A 2,439-nucleotide genomic window follows, 5' to 3' on the forward strand; every position below is an offset into this window, starting at 1 on the left:
CCCCCCCCCCCACCCCCCCCCCCCGATTTTCGTCGGCAGCGTCTGATGGGTATAAGCGCCCGGTCACGGCCCGGGGTCGGACCGCCCGGCCCGGACCGGCGAGCGGTCGGGCCGGGCGTCCGGTGTCCGTCCGGGTCACGCGTGCGAGCTCGCGTGCTCCGGGAGCGTCGCGCTCGCGCCGGGCTCGCCGCTCGCGCCGAGGTACGTCAGCGGGGCCGCCGGCGCCGCGTCGTCGCGCGCGGCCGGCCCGTCGATCAGCTCGCGGGGAAACGTCGCGGCCTGCGACGCCAGGAAGTCCGCGAACCCGGTGAGGGTCGTCGTCGCCGCGGCGTCGTCACCGTCGACGAGCCACGCGAGGGCGATCCCGTCGACGACCGCGACGAGCGAGCGGGCGAGCCGCTCGCGCGGGACGAGCCACGTGATGCCGACCGCCTGCTCGATGTTCTCGAGGAACACCTCGGCGGAGTTCCACTGGCCGCGGTACTGCGCGATCGCGACCTGGTTGAGCTCCGCGTGCCGGAGCGACGTCGTGGTCAGCTCGTAGCTCAGGAGCTGGGCGCCCCGGTTCGCGCGGATGCTGTCCCACATGCTCTCGACCGCCGCGCGGAAGGTCGTGCGCAGGTCGGCGTCCTCGGGCAGGCCCATCTCGGCCGCCTGCCGGTTCTGCACGGTGATCGCCTCGGCGACGGCGCGCAGCAGCTCGTCCTTGTCCTGGAAGCAGTAGTGCACGACGCCCAGCGAGACACCGGCCTCGGCGGCACGTACCGTGGCCGCGTCGATCCCGTCCCTGCTCGCGACGCTCAGCGCCGCCTCGATCAGCTGCTCTCGCCTCGCGGCGACAGGCATGCGGTTCATCGGTCCCCCGTTCGATCCCCTCGTTCGCCCGGGCTCCGCGCGACACGGGGTCTGCGGTGCCCGTGCGCCCCCTTGACCCCATCTCAATGTGCGCCGTGACAATAGTCAAGCGACCAGAGCACTTGACTTGGACGGCCGACCAGATCGACAGTCAGCCCATGAACTTCGGGGGGAACCGTGGGGAATGGCAGAACTGGGCGCGGACGGCGCACGCGAATCCGGCGCGACGGGTGCGCCCACGCGACGAGGACGGGCTCGCCGCCCTCGTGCGCGGCGCCGGTGACCTGCGCGTCCGTGCGGTAGGAGCAGGTCACTCGTTCACCGGCGCGGCGGTGACCGACGGGATCCTCGTGAGCCTCGACGCCCTGACCGGCATCGAGCGCGTCGACCACCGGGCCGACGGGAGCGCGCGCGTGACCGTCCGCGCCGGCACACGGCTCGGCGACCTGAACGCCGGGCTCGCCGCGCACGGGCTCGGGCTGCGCAACCTCGGCGACATCGACCGCCAGTCCATCGCCGGTGCCATCTCGACCGGCACGCACGGGACCGGCATCCGCCTCCCGGGGCTCGCCGCGCAGGTCGTCGGCGTGCGGCTGGTGACCGCGTCGGGCGAGGTCGTCGAGGCCTCGCCCGAGCACCGGCCCGAGCTGTTCGAGGTCGCGCGGCTCGGGCTCGGCAGCGTCGGCGTGCTCTCGGCGGTCACGCTCGACGTCGTGCCCGCGTTCCGGCTCGAGGCCGTCGAGGAGCCGTGGCCGCTCGACCGCGTCCTCGAGCGGCTCGAGGGCCCCGACGGGCTGATCGAGTCCAACGACCACTTCGAGTTCTACTGGTTCCCGCACACGCGGCGCACCCTCACGAAGCGCAACAACCGGGTGCCCGACGACGACGTCCGCCCGCTCTCCAAGGTCCGCGCGTGGGTCGACGACGAGCTGCTCTCGAACGGCGTCTTCGCCGCCACCAACACGCTGACCGCCGCGGTCCCGGCGCTGACCCGGTCCGTCAACGGCATCGCCGCCCGGGCGCTCGGCGCGCGCACCTACACCGCCGCCTCGCACGAGGTGCTCGTCTCGCCGCGCCGGGTGCGGTTCCGCGAGATGGAGTACGCGATCCCGCGCGACGCGGTACCGCAGGTCCTCGCCGAGATCGAGGGCTGGCTCGCCTCGACCGGCGAGCGGATCCCGTTCCCGCTCGAGGTCCGGTACACCGCGGCGGACGACGTGTGGCTGTCGACCGCGTACCAGCGGGAGACGGCCTACGTCGCCGTGCACCAGTACGTCCGCCTGCCGTACCGGCGCTACTTCAGCGCCGTCGAGCGGATCGTCGCGCAGGTCCAGGGCCGCCCCCACTGGGGCAAGCTGCACTGGCTCGGGCCCGAGGAGCTCGACGCGCTGTACCCGCGGCTCGCACAGGCGCGTGCGGTGCGCGCGGAGGCCGACCCCGGGGGACGGTTCGCGAACGCCTACGTCGACCACGTCCTCGGGGCGCCCGCGGCGGAGCGCGTCGCCTGAGCGCACGCGGCCCCGGAGGACGTCCGGCGCCCTGACCCGGCGCCGCGACCGCGTCGGCAGCCACGACGTGCCGCGC

At 74.3% G+C, this 2,439-nt stretch carries 2 protein-coding genes; one reads left to right on the plus strand and one right to left on the minus strand.

Annotated elements, in window-relative coordinates:
* Positions 1 to 135 precede the first annotated feature (135 nt).
* Positions 136 to 855, minus strand: coding sequence for a TetR/AcrR family transcriptional regulator (locus AB6N24_RS22995; protein WP_412871679.1), 720 nt, complete (start codon positions 853 to 855; stop codon positions 136 to 138).
* Between the two features lie 158 nt (positions 856 to 1,013).
* Here AB6N24_RS22995 and AB6N24_RS23000 point away from each other — a divergent pair, with 158 nt between their 5' ends.
* The gene (locus tag AB6N24_RS23000) at positions 1,014 to 2,363 is read left to right on the plus strand and encodes a D-arabinono-1,4-lactone oxidase (RefSeq protein ID WP_412871680.1); all 1,350 of its coding nucleotides are present in this window, start codon (positions 1,014 to 1,016) and stop codon (positions 2,361 to 2,363) included.
* Positions 2,364 to 2,439: the final 76 nt, after the last annotated feature.

This window comes from Cellulomonas jepli, from assembly GCF_047229345.1.
Lineage (GTDB): Bacteria > Actinomycetota > Actinomycetes > Actinomycetales > Cellulomonadaceae > Cellulomonas_A.